Below are 14484 nucleotides of genomic sequence, written 5' to 3' on the forward strand. Positions count from 1 at the left end.
CAGGTGCTAGTCCTTGGGTGCCAGTGCTTTGGCTGCGATAGCCGGGAGGAAGCTGTGGGCCGCCGGGATGTGCGCGTCGCTTACCCGGCGCCGGAACACCCAGTACGTCCATGCCTGGTAGGCGAGCACCAGCGGCAGCCCGATGCAGGCGACGACGGTCATCAGCCCCAGGGTGTAGTCCGAGGAGGAGGCATTTGAGATTGTCAGGTTGAAGTCCGGGTTCAGCGTGGACGGCAGTACCACGGGAAAGGCTGCGCCAAAGATTGATGCGCTGCCCAGCAGCAGGAAGGCGCCCAGCGACACAAACGCCCGTCCCTCGGCACCCTTGCGGGCAAAGGTCCAGGCCAGGACTGCTGCCACCACTGCGGCAACGACGGCCAGCACGGTCCAGATCTCGCCGCTGAGCAGCTGCAGGCTCACGGCCCAGCCCGCGATCGGAAGCAGCAGCACGGGCAGCAGCCGGACGAACCACCGGCGGGCGCGGTGCCGGATCTCGCCGTCGGTCTTCAAGGCCAGGAAGGCGAGCCCGTGGAGCAGGGAGAAGCCGACGACGGCAAGCCCGCCGAGCACGGCGTAGGCACTGAACCACGCGAAGGGGCCGCCTTCACGGTCGCCGTTGGCGTTCAACGGGAGTCCGGTGGTGGTCAGTGCGAGGGCGGCTCCTACGCCGAAGGCCGCCACAAGGGAGCCGAGCGAGATGGCCCAGTCCCAGCGGGCACGCCATCGCGGGTCGTCCACCTTGCCGCGGTATTCAAAGGCCACGGCGCGGAAGATAAGGGCCACCAGGACCAGCAGCAGCGGCAGGTAGAGGGCGGAGAACAAGGAGGCGTACCAGAACGGGAAGGCCGCGAAGGTAGCACCCCCGGCCGTCAGCAGCCAGACCTCGTTGCCGTCCCAGACCGGTCCGACGGTGTTGAGCAAGACGCGGCGTTCGGTATTGTTCCGGGCGAAGCCCTTCATCAGCATGCCGACGCCGAGGTCAAAGCCTTCGAGAAAGAGATAGCCCGTCCACAGCACCGCGATGGCGATGAACCAGATGGTGGGAAGCAGTTCCATGCTGAGTATCCTCTGCGTTTCTTGGGGAGCGAAGGCTTAGTAGGCGAAAGCCAGGACGTCGTCGGCATCCCCGGGCGTGCCCGGGCCGCCCGGCGCCGAGTCATGGTCATCGGGAACGTGGGCGAGCTCGGGCATGGCCGAGACCACCCCGCCCCGGATATACGTGACCAGCAGCTTGACTTCCACCACCAGCAACACCGCGTACACGGCGGTCAGCACCACAAGCGAGGTCAGGAGCTCACCGGCAGAGACGCCCGGTGAGACGGCCGCGGCCGTGAACATAAAGACCTGGTCGATCCCGCTGGGATCCGGGTTGGGGGCGACAACAAAAGGCTGGCGGCCCATTTCGGTGAAGATCCAGCCGGCGGCGTTGGCCCCGAATGGTGCCAGGATCCCGAACACGGCAAGCCGCATCAGGCCGCGGGAGGCGGGCACTGTCCCTTTGCGGGTGATCCACAGTGCAGCGAGGGCGGCCAGGGCCGCCGCTCCGCCGAAACCGATCATCATCCGGAAGCCCCAGTAGGTAACCTCCATGACCGGAACGTACTGGATCTCCTGGCCGGCGCGGTCCCCATAGATCGGGTTGTCCGGCAAATTGGTCCCGTAGTCGGCCTTGTACTGGTCAAGCAGGCTGTTTACGCCCTTGACCTCGGTGGTGAAGTCCCCCTTGGCGAGGAAGGACAGGATTCCGGGGACCTCGATCACGGCGACTACGTCATCGCAGTTTTTGGAGCCGACGTTTCCGACGCTGAGGATGGAGAACCCGGTGCCGTCGTGGCAGGCCGCCTCGGCGGCGGCCATCTTCATGGGCTGCTGCTCGAACATCAGCTTCCCCTGCAGATCTCCGGTGATGGCGGTGCCGGCGAAGGAAATCATGGCGACGACGGCGCCGATCCGCAATGAACGGATCCAGACGGCGTGGTCGGTGCGGTCCCGGCCGGGGATGGCGGCCTCGCCGGGAATCACCCTTCCATCGGCATCGACGGCGTCGATCCCATCGTGGCGGCGGCGCCACAAGTGGTACCAGGCGATGCCCAGCAGGAAAGCCCCGGCGACGGCCAGGGCGCCGAAGAGGGTGTGCGGGACAGCAACCAGGGCGGTGTTGTTGGTAAAGACCGCCCAGGCGTCGGTCATCACCGGACGGCCGTTGATCATCTCCACGCCGACCGGGTGCTGCATCCAACTGTTCGCCACGATGATGAAATAGGCGGAGAAGACCGATCCGATCACGGCGATCCAGAGGCAGGCAAGGTGCACGGCGGGCTTGAGTTGCTTCCAGCCAAAGATCCACAGGCCCAGGAACGTCGATTCCACAAAAAACGCCAGCAGGGCTTCGAGGGCCAGCGGTGCGCCGAAAACGTCGCCCACAAAGCGGCTGTACTCACTCCACGCCATGCCGAACTGGAATTCCTGCACAATGCCGGTGGCGACGCCCATGATGAAGTTGATCAGGAAGAGCTTGCCCCAGAACTTGGTCATCCGGAGGTACTCCGGTTTGCCGGTCCGGTGCCACATCGTCTGGATCACGGCGACCACAAGGCCCAGCCCGATCGTCAGCGGCACCATCATAAAGTGGTAGACAGTGGTGATTCCGAATTGCCAGCGTGCGATTTCCAAAGCGTCCAAGGCAGTCCCTAACTGTGCTGAGCGGGCAACTTCTACATGATGTAGAAAACTTCTTCTACAAAGTGTAGAACAAATCATCAGCTCGCTGCACCCAGCGTTGCACGCCACGGAACGAGCCGCAATGGTGCCTGAGCACGGGAAACGCCGCGCCTGCGGTGTCCCCGGCTGCGCCGGATGGCCCCTGATCGACTCCGGCCTGCGACACGCCCGGCCGAAGTCTTCTACCTCATGTAGAAACTATCCGCAAAACACGGTAAATTTAAGACCACAGCATTGATGGAACGCCCTGCAGGCTGGATCGCCGCAGCGGCACTGACAAAGGACGTACGGAATGGCTAGTCTCGGTGAACTGGAACGGGCAGTGATGGACCTGCTCTGGGCGGGCCACGAGGCTGCCACAGCAAACACCCTGCGGGATCTGCTGGCACAAAGCACACGCGCCGAAAACGGCGCCAGGGGGCACGAGGGCAAGGATCTGGCCGTTACGACGGTTCTGACAGTACTTTCCCGGCTGGAGCGCAAGGGCCTTGTCGAGCGGGAACGCGGCACCCGTCCGCACCGCTACCAGGCCGTCTCCAGCCGCGAGGACCACACCGCTGAGCTGATGCACGAGGTTCTGGGGTCCGCGCCGGACCGCGAGGCCGTGCTCGCCAGGTTTATTGGTTCGGTCACGGACACCGAGGCAGAAACGCTGCGCAAGCTGCTGGGGCTCAGCTAGCGCCCGATGTTCTGGACCTCATGGTTTCTGGCGGTCCTTGCGATAGTGCTGGCCTGGCCGGTGCCTATCCTGCTCTCGCACGCCCAGTGGCCGGCGCGCTCCCCGTTCACGGCCATGCTGCTCTGGCAGACCATCGCACTGGCGGGCGGCCTGTCGATGATCGGAGCCATGCTGGTTTACGGGCTGGAGCCGGTCGGAGACAATCTATTGGCCGGCCTGAGGGCTCTGGCCCGGATCGTCTTCAACAACGCGCCGACAACGGCGTTGGGGTTTTGGCACATTTTTGCGCTCTCGGCAGCGGCCCTGCTCTCGGCGCACCTTGTGTTCACGCTGCTGCTGACCTACTACAAAATCCAGCGCCAGCGGCGCCGGCACCGCGAACTGCTGGAGTTGCTGGCCTCACCTTCCGTTGACGGTCCGCGGACCATGGTGATCAATGTCGACTCCCCCGTTGCGTATTGCCTGCCGGGCGGGGCCCGCTCGGTCACCGTCCTCTCCGACGGATTGATGGCGGCTTTGGAGCCGGCGGAGTTGCGTGCGGTCCTGAACCACGAGAACGCCCATCTGGACCAGCGCCACCACCTGCTGCTCTGGGCCTTTGCGGCCTGGCGGCAGGCCCTTCCCTGGCTGCCTACCACCCGTCTGGCGCAGGAAGCGGTCAGTTCCCTGATCGAGATGCTTGCCGACGACGTCGCGCTGAAGACCGAGAGCAGGGCGACCCTGATCAAGGCCATCGCGATTGTGGCCAGCGGGTCACCCGGCGCCGCAGGCGGCCGGTTGGCTTTTAGCGAACCGGAGCTCTCCGACGTCGAAACCGGGCAGCCCGGTGCCACCGGAGGCGCCGGTTCCGCCCGGGCAACGGCGTCCCGAGTCAGCCGGTTGCTTGCGCCGCAGCCGCCCCTGCCGCAACCGCTGCGGGCCGGCGTCCTGGCAATCTGCCTGGTGCTGCTGACGGCGCCGACAGCGTTGCTGATTGTCCCCGGCCTGCTGGGCTGACCACCGCGGTTGACCGTGGCCGCTCCGCCGCCGGGCTGTTGTACGCCGGCAGGGGCGTCAGGCGTCGATGCGCTCCCGGTCCAGGCTCGCAGCGCCGGCAATGATGAAGTCCTTACGGGGCGCGACGTCGGATCCCATCAGCAGGTCGAAGGTTTCCTCAGCGTGCTTGGCGTTCTCGATTCCCACCTTGCGCAGGGTGCGGTGCCGCGGGTCCATAGTGGTCTCCGCCAACTGCTCCGCGTCCATCTCGCCCAGGCCCTTGTACCGCTGGATCGGCTCCTTGTAGCGTTTGCCTTCCTTGGCGAGCCGGGCCAGCAGGGAATGCAGCTCGGCTTCGGAGTAGGTGTAGATCATCTCGTTCGCCTTCTGGCCGGCGTTGATGACCTCCACCCGGTGCAGCGGCGGGACGGCGGCGAACACGCGGCCCTCATCGATCATCGGGCGCATGTAGCGGAAGAACAGGGTCAGCAGGAGGGTCCGGATGTGCGCACCGTCGACGTCGGCGTCGGTCATCAGAATGACCTTGCCATAGCGGGCGGCGCTGATGTCGAAGCTGCGGCCGGAGCCTGCACCGACCACCTGGATGAGGGCCGCGCATTCGGCGTTGGAGAGCATATCACCCACCGAGGCCTTTTGAACGTTGAGGATCTTGCCGCGGATGGGGAGCAGCGCCTGGAAGTCGGAGGACCTGGCCAGCTTGGCGGTTCCGAGTGCCGAATCGCCTTCCACGATAAAGAGCTCGGAACGTGCGACGTCGTCCGTGCGGCAGTCCGCCAGCTTGGTGGGCATGGAGGAGGTTTCCAGGGCGTTCTTGCGGCGCTGGGTTTCCTTGTGCACCCGCGCGGAGATCCGCGATTTCATCTCGCTGACGACTTTTTCCAGCAGCAGCGCTGACTGGGCCTTGTCATTGCGCTGGGACGAGGTGAGCTTGGCGTTGATCTCCTGCTCCACGACTTTGGCGACGATCGCGCGCACGGCGGAGGTGCCCAGGATCTCCTTGGTCTGGCCCTCGAACTGCGGCTCTGCCAGCCTGACCGTCAGGACGGCGGTTAGACCGGCGAAAATGTCGTCCTTCTCGATCTTGTCGTTGCCGGCCTTAAGCTTCCGGGCGTTGGATTCTACGGCCTTCCGGAAGGTTTTGAGCAGCGCCTGCTCGAAGCCCGACTGGTGGGTGCCGCCCTTGGGTGTGGAGATGATGTTGACGAAAGTGCGCACGGTACTGTCGTAACCGATGCCCCACCGGAGGGCGACATCGACTTCGCAGTCCCGTTCGACCTCGGTGAGCTGACTATGGCCCTTCTCATCAATGACCGGGACCGTTTCCTTGAATTTGCCGGCACCGTGCAGCCGCCAGACGTCGGTGACGGCGGGGTCCGCGGCGAGGAATTCGACGAATTCGGAGAGGCCGCCGTCGTGGTGGAAGACTTCCTCATGTGCGCCGGACTCCCCCGGGGTGCCGGGGACTTTGCGCTCGTCCCGGACGGTGAGCTTGAGCCCGGGGACCAGGAAGGACGTCTGGCGGGCGCGGTCCGCAAGTTCGTCGTAGGAGAATTTGGCGTCCGGGGTGAAGATCTGCCGGTCCGCCCAGTAGCGGATCCGGGTGCCCGTGACGCCGCGCTTGGCTTTGCCCACAACGTCCAGGACGGAGCCATCAAGGAATGGCGCGAAGACGGACGCCGGATCGAGCCTGCTGCCGTTGTCTTTAAAGCGGCCCGGCTCACCCCGGCGGAAGGACATCTTGTAGGTCTTGCCGCCGCGGTCGACTTCCACGTCCAGCCGGGACGAAAGGGCATTTACCACTGACGCGCCGACGCCGTGCAATCCGCCGGACGCGGTGTAGGACCCGCCGCCGAATTTTCCGCCGGCGTGCAGCTTGGTAAACACAACTTCAACGCCACTGAGTCCGGTCTTCGGTTCGATATCCACCGGCACGCCGCGTCCGTCGTCGTGGATCTCCACGGAGTTGTCCGCGTGCAGGATGATTTTGATGTCGTGGCCGAAGCCGGCAAGTGCCTCGTCGACGGAGTTGTCGATGATTTCCCACAGGCAGTGCATCAATCCGCGGGAGTCTGTCGAACCGATATACATGCCGGGGCGCTTTCGAACCGCTTCCAGGCCCTCCAGCACGGACAAATGCCTGGCGGTGTAGTCAGAACTTGGTGCCACGGGGCGGGGACTCCTTCAGGGACGGGACCGTCGCCGTCGGACGGGCAAAGCTGTTAGACGCTCTTGCTAGCCTAGCCGGAGTGCCCTCCGCCGGCGTGCTGCCACTCCCAACAGCCCGAAGCTCCGACGGGCGTTACCGAGACGTGATACGCGTACAGCGAAAGTGTGCCATCCAAGCCATGGATTCGCTGCGAATGCTGGTTATATAGGTATACCGATCTACCAAGGAGGCCGAACATGACAACAGCAGTTGCGGACCGCACACTGAGCACCGTTGACCGGTGCGATCGTTGCGGAGCACAGGCATATGTCCGGGTTGTTCTCGGCGCCTCCGGGGGTGAGCTGCTTTTCTGCGGCCACCACGCCCGCGCCGTGGAGCCGACGCTACGGCCGCTCAGCTCAGACTGGCACGATGAGACCGGCCGCCTTCACGAGAAGCCGCCGGTCCCCGTCGACTAGACCAGCACCCGGTCGACTAGACCAGCAAGAAATGGCCCCTCCGGATTCGGAGGGGCCATTTTGGTCTTAGCGTTCGTCGCGGCAGAGACCACCACGCGCTCAACGACCACTAAGCTTAACGATCAACGCGGAGCCGCGTCCGGCCCCATCCTGGTGGATGCCGGGCCGGGTGCGACTCCGCGTTGCTGCGTTTGTCCTTAGTCCAGGTAGTCCCGGAGGACCTGGGACCGGGACGGGTGCCGTAGCTTGGACATCGTCTTGGATTCAATCTGTCGGATCCGCTCACGCGTGACGCCGTAGACCTTTCCGATCTCGTCTAAAGTCTTCGGCTGTCCGTCGGTGAGGCCAAAGCGCATCGCCACCACACCGGCCTCGCGCTCGGAGAGGGTGTCCAGTACCGAGTGGAGCTGTTCCTGCAGGAGGGTGAAGCTGACCGCGTCGGCGGGGACGACTGCCTCGGAGTCCTCGATGAGGTCCCCGAATTCCGAATCGCCGTCTTCGCCCAGCGGTGTGTGCAGGGAGATCGGCTCGCGGCCGTACTTCTGGACTTCAACAACCTTCTCGGGTGTCATGTCCAGTTCCAGGGCCAGCTCTTCCGGAGTTGGTTCGCGGCCGAGGTCCTGCAGCATCTGGCGCTGCACGCGGGCCAGTTTGTTGATGACTTCCACCATGTGCACCGGGATGCGGATGGTGCGGGCCTGGTCGGCCATGGCCCGGGTAATCGCCTGGCGGATCCACCAGGTGGCGTAGGTGGAGAACTTAAAGCCCTTGGTGTAGTCGAACTTCTCGACTGCGCGGATCAAGCCCAGGTTGCCTTCCTGGATCAGGTCCAGAAACAGCATGCCGCGGCCGGTGTAGCGTTTGGCCAGCGATACCACGAGGCGGAGGTTTGCCTCCAGCAGGTGGTTCTTGGCCCGCTTGCCGTCGTGGATGACGAATTCGAACTCGCGCTTGAGTTTCGGATCCATGCTTCCGTCGTCGGCGTTGATCTTTTCCTCGGCAAAGAGGCCAGCCTCGATGCGCAGGGCCAGGTCGACTTCCTGCTCGGCGTTCAGCAGGGCGACCTTGCCGATCTGCTTCAGGTAGTCCTTAACGGGGTCGGCGGTGGCGCCGGCAGACATAACCTGCTGCACGGGTGCGTCGTCGTCGTCGGCGTCGGAGTAGACAAAGCCGGAGCCGGTAGCGGCTGCTGCCTTGGCCGGGATCTCCTCGCCGTCTTCACCGATCTCAACGGCCTCGACCGCGGCGTCGTCGAGGTCTACCTCGGCGTCCTCATCATCGTCGCCGTTCGCGGCTTTGCCGGCGGCTTGGGCCGCGGCCTTAGCGCCGGGCTTGGGCCCGCGCTTTTTGGGCTCAGGCTTGGCGACTGCCGACTCGGTGCTGTCGCCATCGGCCGAGGCGGCGTCTTTGACAGCCTTGTTGGCGGCGCGGGTGGCGGCGCGCTTGGCGCTCGTCGCCGCCTTCTTCTCCTCGGGAGACAATACGGCCTGGTCGGCGGGTTCCTTCTTCGCGGAAGACGGGGTCACAGAAAACCTTTCTAGCGGCGGTCTGTGGAATCACCATACGGGCAACACCACTATGACCCTGTCAAGTCCGTGTTTGACATCAGATGCGATCACGTCCAGCAGAGCCACTGAGTAGAACTCCTGGAGCGACCGTAATGTTCCCTGTTTCCAAGGTCCATAACGAGCACCTAATACACGGACCCAACCGGGTCTCGGCAACCATTGTCTCACGAATTTCGAAATCGGCACGGACCCGCAGGGCACCCGGAATGGTTTTCTGCCGCCGGTACCGTGCCACTGTCACAGCCGGAGCCTCGGTTTCGCCCCGGTGCCCGGTACCGGCGGGCCTCAGGTGCCGTCCGGCGCGAAACGCTGCCAGGCTGTCTCCCGTCGTCCCGCCCAGCCACACAGCGTTCCGCGGCGGACAAGTTCCGCCAGTAGTTCCGCCAGGCGGTATCCGGGATGTTCCTCGGTGGCCCGGCTGAAAAGCGCATCGGCAAAGGACCCTTTGCCTCGGCACCATTCAATCCAGCCCTGCCCGGTGAGTGCGGCGGCGGCGGCTTCGCCTCCGCCCGCAGCCAGCTGCTCCAGGACCCGGTCCAGGCCTGCCATCGCGGCCCAGTCGGGCAGCTGGGGTGCCAGCCCAAGGAGGATCTCGCCGTAGCCTGGCAGCTCCTGCAGTTGCTGCGCGGGACGCTCACGGCCGGCTCCCCCGCCGCGGCTTTCCTGGTCCGGCCGCTGTCCACCGTCGGGTTCCGGCCTCCGGCTTTGTCGTTCGCCGGGAAAGCCTTCCAGCGGTGGCAAGGGCGCCGGCGCCCGCGTCGCACACAGGGTTGCCGGCGGAGAGCAGGCCGCCGCGGCCGCAAAAACACCGAAGTCCTCGGCACCGCGTTCCGCGGCCGCCTGCCCTGCCGCCGCCATTACCAGCACCGCGTCACGCCAGGACGGAACGCACAGGGAGGCGCGGAGGTAGCCGGTGAGCCCCGCCGCGAGTGTGGGCCCGGGCGCCGGGGCGGCTATCACCTGCGTCCACACTGCCAGGACCTGGCTGAACTGGAGCTTGTCCCGGGTGCGGGCGGCGAACTGCCGCGCCCAGCCACGCTGGGCTTCCAGCACCGCAGGGTCAGGCGCGCCCGTCCGCGACCGGGATGAGGTGGTGCCGGGCGCCGGGCCGACGGTACTGCCGCGGAAGACCATCTCGGCGTTAAGCCGGCTGTTCCTGATTTCCTCCACGGGACGTCCCGGTGGTGCGCAGCACAACGGGTCGAGGCAGTAGGCGTTGCGCCAGTAACCGGAACCGACCAGCCAGGCATCCCGTACCGGCATTCCGGCGCCGGCCAGCGCGTCCTCCAGTTCAGCCAGCAGCGGAGCCCACCGCGCGCCGTCGCCGTCCGTTTCGGTAAAGAACGCAAGCAGCGAGCCGTCCGCCGCGTCGTCGGCCGCCAGGTAGGACGCCACGGTCCGGGCAAAGGCCACCGGGCGGACAGGGCCGGACCTGCCGGGGCCGCCGGCGCTCCCGGGGAGGTCTACCCGCAGCGTTGCTCCGAGCCTTTTGCCCTGCATTGTTATGGCGACGAGGCTGTGGGCTGGCCAGTAGCCAAGGGAATGCGGGATAAACCCGAGGATGTCCTCCGGGCCGGATATTTTCAGGTCATCGGGTGCTTTCATCCAACCAGCCTCGCGGTACGCGCGGTCCCGCGTTAGTGGCGCCTGCCCGTATGTGGACAACCCGCACGGGCGAACCGCGCAGCTGCTGGCGGTCAGGGTGTGCGGCGACGCTCCGCGCTGAGCCTGCGCTGCTCGGCGAGTGCCCGCAGCAGCGGCCGGACCACAACGCCCTGTGCCGCCATCTGCCTGCGCACCTTGCGGCGGATGATCACAATGGCGCCTGCCCCGCCTGCCAGCAGCAGGAACTGCACGCTCAAGGCGATCCGGAAGGGATCGAGCCCGTACAGCTCGCCGCGGGAGAATCCGGTCGCGTACAGGACGTCAAGGATCAAGCCAATCAAGTAGATCGCAATCAGGGAGGCGATAAAGCCGCCCACATTCACGATCCCGGTGGCGGTGCCGATCCGGTGCGCCGGGTTGAACGTGCGGGCGAAGTCGAAGCCAATCATGGAACCGGGGCCGCCGATGGCGAGTACCACCACCAGTCCGGCCAGCAGCCACAACGGGGAGCGCCCCGGGATCAGCAGCACAGCTGCCCAAGCCGCAGCAGTGGCCGCGGAAATCAGCAGCACCATGGTGGACCGCCGCAGCGGGTGGCGGGCAACGAAGCTGCCCATCACCGGTCCGGCGGCGATGGCCGCTGCCACGTAGAGGGTCAGCAGCGCCGACACTGTCGGGGTTTCCAGGCCCTGGGCAGAGATCAGGAACGGGTAGCCCCAGGTCATGGCGAAGACGGTACCGCTGAACTGGACGGTGAAGTGGCTCCAGAGGCCCAACCGGGTGCCGGGCTGCCGCCACGCGTGCGACAGGCTGACCCCCGTGGCGCGCAGGCCCTGGCTCGGCTGCGGTGCGGGGTGCCCGGGTGGCAGGTCCTGAAGCAGGACCAGCACAAGCACCGTGGCGAGTGCTGACATGGACGCCAGCGTCAGGAATGCGGGGGTCCAGCCGGCGAGGTGCAGGATCATAGCGAACGGCACCACACTGAACAGCTGGCCAAGCTGGCCTGACATTCCGGTCAGCTGGGTGAGCAGCGGGACGCGGGTGGGCGGAAACCAGATCGGGATCAACCGGATCACCGAGATGAACGTCATCGCGTCCCCGGCGCCGACCAGTACCCGGCCCAGCACCCCTCCCGGGATGTTCTCGGCAAACGCCAACTGAAGCTGGCCGAGCCCCATCAGGACTGCGCCGCCGGCGATCATGGCCCGCGACCCGAAGCGGTCCACAAGAATGCCAACAGGTATCTGCAGGACTGCGTAGACGAGCAGCTGCAGCACGGTGAAAAAGGAAATTTCGGCAGCGCTGGCATGGAAGCGCTCGGTCGCTTCCAGCCCCACAACGCCGAAGGAGGTGCGCTGGCTGACCGCCACGAGGTACGCGAAGACACCAACGATCCAGATCAGCCAAGCGCGGGGTGAGGTCACTCCTCCATTATGCCCAGTCGACGGAGAAATCGTATTTATTCTCCGGGTTCTTTACGGGCCAGGTAGGCCTCAACGGCGGCGCCAAGGGCATCTGCGTTGGGCAGCTGGTCATTCTCGTCGGCGAGCAGGGAACGCCGTACGGTACCTTCGGCATTCTCGTCATAGCGGGTCTCGAGCCGGGACACCACCTGCTGCACCTCCGTGGAAGCGTCAATCTGCTGGGCGATCTGGCGTCCGACTTCGCGCCCGGCTTCCCGAAGCCGGTCAGCCGGCAGCATCAGCGAGGTGGCCGCCCCCAGGTATTCGAGTCCGGCGACGGCGGCCGTGGGGTATTCGGCTTCGGCGAGGTAGTGCGGGACGTGCATCACGTAGCCGGCGACGTTGCGCCCGGCTTCCGTCAGCCGAAGTTCCAGGAGGTGGCCGATGGCGGCCGGCACCTCGACGGTGGGCTTCCACACCGAGATGCCCTCGATGAGCTCCGGCCGGTTGCCGTGCACCGTGACGCCGACCGGCCGGGTGTGGGGTACGGGCATGGGAATGGAATGGATCCAGGTGACGAGGTTGACATCAAGCGCCTCGACGATGCCAATGACGGCCCGTGCAAACCGCTCCCATTGCAGGTCAGGCTCGAATCCGGCAAGGAACAGGAATGGGCTGCCCAGCCCGTCGACCAGCCGATAGAGGGCAAGGCGCGGCGCCTGATAGTCCTGCAGGTGGTCCTCGACGAAGCTGATCTGCGGGCGGCGGCTCCGGTAGTCCATCAGTTGGTCGGCGTCGAATTCGGCGACAATGCCGGAATCCAGGGTGTCCAGCAGTTCCCCGGTGATCTGGCTGACGACGTGACCCGCATCGGCAAATCCGGTGAAGCCCATCACGAGGTTCAGTCCGCGCAGTTCCGGGCTGTGGAACAGCGCGTCATCACGCAGATAAAGCGATTCGGGGTCCAGCAGGGAGCCAGAGATCCGTTCAAACACGGCATGTTCCTTTCCTCTTAGTCTGTGGGAGCGGCCGGACACGCCAAGAGGGCGTCGGCGCTGTTATCCGGTACAACACGCCGTGGCACGTACTCATTCCTGTCCGCGGTGTGCCGCAGCTCTCATTCAATTGAACACCCGCGCCGGGGAGAGACTACGATCGGAGCTGGCCTTATGACGGCTTGGCGACACCCGGGTTACGTCGCAAACCGACAACGGCCAGGTTCCATGGCAGGACGGAAGAACATGCGGTTCCTGCCCACAAAAACTCAAAGAATTGAGGACTGTCCTCGTGGTCAAGAATAGTGAAGTCAAACTTAGTGCGGTTGCAGGGGACCTGAAGAAGTCCCCCAGCGATGCCCTGGTAATCGGAGTGGGGCAGGGCGCCGACGGTCCCGTCCTGCTGAGCAACCCCCTGACCGCCAAGGCCGCCGAAGCCCTCGCGGACTCACTGAGTGTTCTTGGCATCACCGGCGCAGCGGACCAGGCCCACCGCCTCCCGGGCCTGGGCGAGGCAGGGGCGAAAGTCCTCGTGCTCGCCGGCGTCGGAAAAGTGTCCGCATCGCAGCCGCTCACCGAGGAAGCCCTCCGCCGCGCCGCCGGCTCGGCGGTCCGCCAACTGGCGGGACTCGGCACGGTCACAGTGGCGTTTCCGACGACCTCGCTCGGCGATGTTGCCGCCGTCGCCGAGGGCGCAGCGATGGGCGCCTACTCCTTCACCGAATACCGTTCATCCACGGACGGCCTGAACGAACCGGTGAAAAACGTTCTGATAGCCACGGATTTTGCGGCCGACAAGGGTCTCAAGACGGTCCTGGAACGCGCGGCCCTGATCGGCAAGGCCGTCAACGCGACCCGCTCGCTGGTTAACCAGCCGCCGAGCCACCTCTTCCCCGAGTCCTTTGCGGAAGCAGCCAAGGATCTGTCCAAGGGCCTGCCGGTCAAGGTGACCGTCTGGGACGAGAAGCGCCTGGAAAAGGACGGGTTCGGCGGAATCCTCGGCGTCGGCAAGGGCTCCACCCGGCAGCCCCGCCTGGTCAAGGTCGAATACTCCCCCGCCAGGGCCACCGCCAAAATCGCCCTCGTGGGCAAGGGCATTACCTTTGACACCGGCGGAATCTCACTCAAGCCGCACCTTGGCATGGGTGATATGAAGTCCGACATGGCGGGCGCCGCCGTCGTACTGAACACCGTCCTGGCCATCGCGGGCCTGGGCCTGCCGGTCAAGGCCACCGCCTGGCTCTGCATCGCGGAGAACATGCCCTCCGGCGCTGCGCAGCGTCCCGCCGACGTCCTGACCATCTTCGGCGGCAAGACCGTCGAAGTCCTGAACACCGATGCCGAGGGCCGCCTGGTCATGGCGGACGGCATCGTCGCCGCCAGCCAGGAATACCCGGATGCCATCATCGATGTCGCCACACTCACCGGGGCGCAGCTCATCGCCCTCGGGGACCGCACCGCCGGCGTGATGGGCTCCGAGTCCGTCACCGGCGCGCTCAAGACCGCAGCTGACCGCGCCGGCGAGCTCGTCTGGCCGATGCCGCTTCCCGAAGAACTGCGCCCCAGCCTCGAGTCACAGGTCGCCGACATTGCCAACATCGGCGAACGCCACGGCGGCATGATGACCGCGGCCGTGTTCCTGCGCGAATTCGTGGGCAAGGGCAAGGACGGCGAGCAGATCCCGTGGGCCCACATCGACATCGCCGGGCCGTCCTTCAACAACGGCAGCCCCTACGGCTATAACCACAAACAGGGCACCGGCTCAACCGTGCGCACCCTGGTGGCCTACGTCGAGGACATCCTCGCCAAATCCAGCTAAGCACCGGACGCAACTCCGGGCGGGCACGCGCCCTGGTGAGCAGGGCGTGACGCCCCGCTCACCAGGGCGCGTG

The 14484-nt window shown here is 65.6% G+C and carries 11 protein-coding genes; 4 read left to right on the top strand and 7 right to left on the bottom strand.

What is annotated here, in order from left to right:
* Window positions 1-6 precede the first annotated feature (6 nt).
* On the bottom strand, window positions 7-1056 hold the full coding sequence (gene cydB, locus QK287_RS08590; protein ID WP_226773238.1) for a cytochrome d ubiquinol oxidase subunit II: 1050 nt from the start codon (window positions 1054-1056) through the stop codon (window positions 7-9).
* Window positions 1057-1092: 36 nt separating this feature from the next.
* Window positions 1093-2682 (bottom strand): cytochrome ubiquinol oxidase subunit I, encoded by a 1590-nt coding sequence (locus tag QK287_RS08595; protein ID WP_226773239.1) that lies wholly within the window; start codon window positions 2680-2682, stop codon window positions 1093-1095.
* 331 nt (window positions 2683-3013) lie between these two features.
* Here QK287_RS08595 and QK287_RS08600 point away from each other — a divergent pair, with 331 nt between their 5' ends.
* Together QK287_RS08600 and QK287_RS08605 are read left to right on the top strand one after the other, a co-directional pair.
* Window positions 3014-3400 (top strand): BlaI/MecI/CopY family transcriptional regulator, encoded by a 387-nt coding sequence (locus QK287_RS08600; RefSeq protein ID WP_226773240.1) that lies wholly within the window; start codon window positions 3014-3016, stop codon window positions 3398-3400.
* A 6-nt stretch (window positions 3401-3406) separates the two neighbouring features.
* Entirely contained in the window at window positions 3407-4396 is a 990-nt protein-coding gene (locus QK287_RS08605; RefSeq protein WP_226773241.1) for a M56 family metallopeptidase, read from the top strand.
* Window positions 4397-4453: 57 nt separating this feature from the next.
* On the opposite strand, the gene QK287_RS08610 is transcribed toward QK287_RS08605, so the two are convergent.
* Window positions 4454-6562 (bottom strand): DNA topoisomerase IV subunit B, encoded by a 2109-nt coding sequence (locus QK287_RS08610; RefSeq protein WP_226773242.1) that lies wholly within the window; start codon window positions 6560-6562, stop codon window positions 4454-4456.
* Window positions 6563-6799: 237 nt separating this feature from the next.
* On the opposite strand from QK287_RS08610, the gene QK287_RS08615 reads away from it, so the two are divergent.
* Window positions 6800-7021 (top strand): hypothetical protein, encoded by a 222-nt coding sequence (locus QK287_RS08615; RefSeq protein WP_160666415.1) that lies wholly within the window; start codon window positions 6800-6802, stop codon window positions 7019-7021.
* Between the two features lie 197 nt (window positions 7022-7218).
* On the opposite strand, the gene QK287_RS08620 is transcribed toward QK287_RS08615, so the two are convergent.
* The 4 genes from QK287_RS08620 to QK287_RS08635 all read right to left on the bottom strand — a co-directional run bounded on the left by QK287_RS08620 (window position 7219) and on the right by QK287_RS08635 (window position 12592).
* Window positions 7219-8547 carry an RNA polymerase sigma factor gene (locus QK287_RS08620; protein ID WP_226773243.1) on the bottom strand — a complete coding sequence of 443 codons (1329 nt, stop codon included), beginning with the start codon at window positions 8545-8547 and terminating at the stop codon, window positions 7219-7221.
* Between the two features lie 327 nt (window positions 8548-8874).
* Complete coding sequence (locus tag QK287_RS08625; protein WP_226773244.1) at window positions 8875-10194, bottom strand: DUF4192 family protein; 1320 nt, start codon at window positions 10192-10194, stop codon at window positions 8875-8877.
* Window positions 10195-10286: 92 nt separating this feature from the next.
* Complete coding sequence (locus tag QK287_RS08630; RefSeq protein WP_226773245.1) at window positions 10287-11618, bottom strand: MFS transporter; 1332 nt, start codon at window positions 11616-11618, stop codon at window positions 10287-10289.
* A gap of 35 nt (window positions 11619-11653) precedes the next feature.
* The gene (locus QK287_RS08635) at window positions 11654-12592 is read right to left on the bottom strand and encodes a PAC2 family protein (RefSeq protein ID WP_282359848.1); all 939 of its coding nucleotides are present in this window, start codon (window positions 12590-12592) and stop codon (window positions 11654-11656) included.
* Window positions 12593-12884: 292 nt separating this feature from the next.
* Between QK287_RS08635 and QK287_RS08640 the strand changes: the two genes are divergently transcribed.
* On the top strand, window positions 12885-14411 hold the full coding sequence (locus tag QK287_RS08640; RefSeq protein ID WP_282359849.1) for a leucyl aminopeptidase: 1527 nt from the start codon (window positions 12885-12887) through the stop codon (window positions 14409-14411).
* Window positions 14412-14484 lie beyond the last annotated feature (73 nt).

The organism is Arthrobacter sp. AL05 (assembly GCF_029960715.1).
Lineage (GTDB): Bacteria > Actinomycetota > Actinomycetes > Actinomycetales > Micrococcaceae > Arthrobacter.

What these genes read in the sequence shown, in the direction of transcription:
- cydB (WP_226773238.1), bottom strand. Translation starts at nt 1,056, where the DNA reads ATGGAACTGCTTCCCACCATCTGGTTCATCGCCATCGCGGTGCTGTGG.
- QK287_RS08600 (WP_226773240.1), top strand. Translation starts at nt 3,014, where the DNA reads ATGGCTAGTCTCGGTGAACTGGAACGGGCAGTGATGGACCTGCTCTGG.
- QK287_RS08605 (WP_226773241.1), top strand. Translation starts at nt 3,407, where the DNA reads ATGTTCTGGACCTCATGGTTTCTGGCGGTCCTTGCGATAGTGCTGGCC.
- QK287_RS08615 (WP_160666415.1), top strand. Translation starts at nt 6,800, where the DNA reads ATGACAACAGCAGTTGCGGACCGCACACTGAGCACCGTTGACCGGTGC.
- QK287_RS08625 (WP_226773244.1), bottom strand. Translation starts at nt 10,194, where the DNA reads ATGAAAGCACCCGATGACCTGAAAATATCCGGCCCGGAGGACATCCTC.